This window comes from Cupriavidus sp. 10L43_2 (assembly GCF_056395265.1).
This window is the reverse complement of record NZ_JBFTJE010000050.1, coordinates 1-1015: the sequence shown is the minus strand read 5'-3', so window position 1 is coordinate 1015 and position 1015 is coordinate 1. Positions and strand designations below refer to the sequence as shown.

Genomic DNA, 1015 nt, shown 5'->3' with positions numbered 1-1015 from the left:
GCGCATGTACCGCACGGGCGATCTGGCAAAATGGCTGCCGGACGGCACGCTGCAATATATCGGCCGAATGGACGAGCAAGTCAAAATCAGAGGCTACCGGGTGGAGCTGCAAGAAATTGAGGCCGCCTTAACAGGCATAAAAGGTGTCAAAGAAGCCGCCGTCACTGCTCTGTCCGCATCAGCAGGCCAAACGGAATTATGCGCTTATATCGTGACAGAAGAAGGAACAGAAAGCGAAACGGTGAAGCAGGCGCTCAGAAATGAAATGCCCGCTTACATGGTGCCGGCGCTCTTTGAAACACTTGAGGCCCTGCCGGTCACACCGAACGGGAAGCTTGACCGCCGCGCGCTTCCTGAGCCGCGGAAAAAAATGCAAACGGGAGGGGTGTTTACAGAACCTTCCAGCGCCATTGAAAAGGAATTGGCCGCGATTTGGAGCGACGTGCTCGGAACTGAAAACATTGCAGCGGATCAATCATTTTTTGAGCTTGGCGGCGATTCCATCAAAGCCCTGCAAGTCTCGGCCCGATTACACCAGACAGGAAAACAGATCGCTGTAAAAGATATTTTCAGCCGGCCGACAATTAAAGAACTGGCGCCTTATGTCCGTACAGAGCGGCAGCCGGTCAGCCAAGCTCCCGCACAAGGAGAAGTGAAGTGGTCGCCTGTTCAAAAATGGTTCTTCGCACAGGACATGAAGGAAGCAAACCATTTTAATCAGTCCGTTATGCTGACGAGAACAAATGCAATTGATGAAGAGGCTTTGAGGAAGACGTTAAAAGCCATTACCGTTCATCATGATGCCTTGCGCCTTGTATGCAAAAAAGACGGAGAGAAAGGCCTTTTCCTCTTCAACAGACCGGCTGGCCTCCCAGATGAGCAGCTCTACAGCCTGACTATTTTGGAAGCGGCAGGCAATGAGGATGAAAAGGAACGTTTTATAAAACGCCGCGTCGCAGAGCTTCAGAGAAACATGGATTTGGAGAACGGGCCGCTTGTACAGGCGGGGCTGTTC

At 52.0% G+C, this 1015-nt stretch carries 1 protein-coding gene; it reads left to right on the top strand.

The annotated features are described in order from the left end of the window. On the top strand, positions 1–1015 hold a 1015-nt coding region (locus tag AC1DEL_RS27550; RefSeq protein WP_477159247.1), incomplete at both ends, for a condensation domain-containing protein.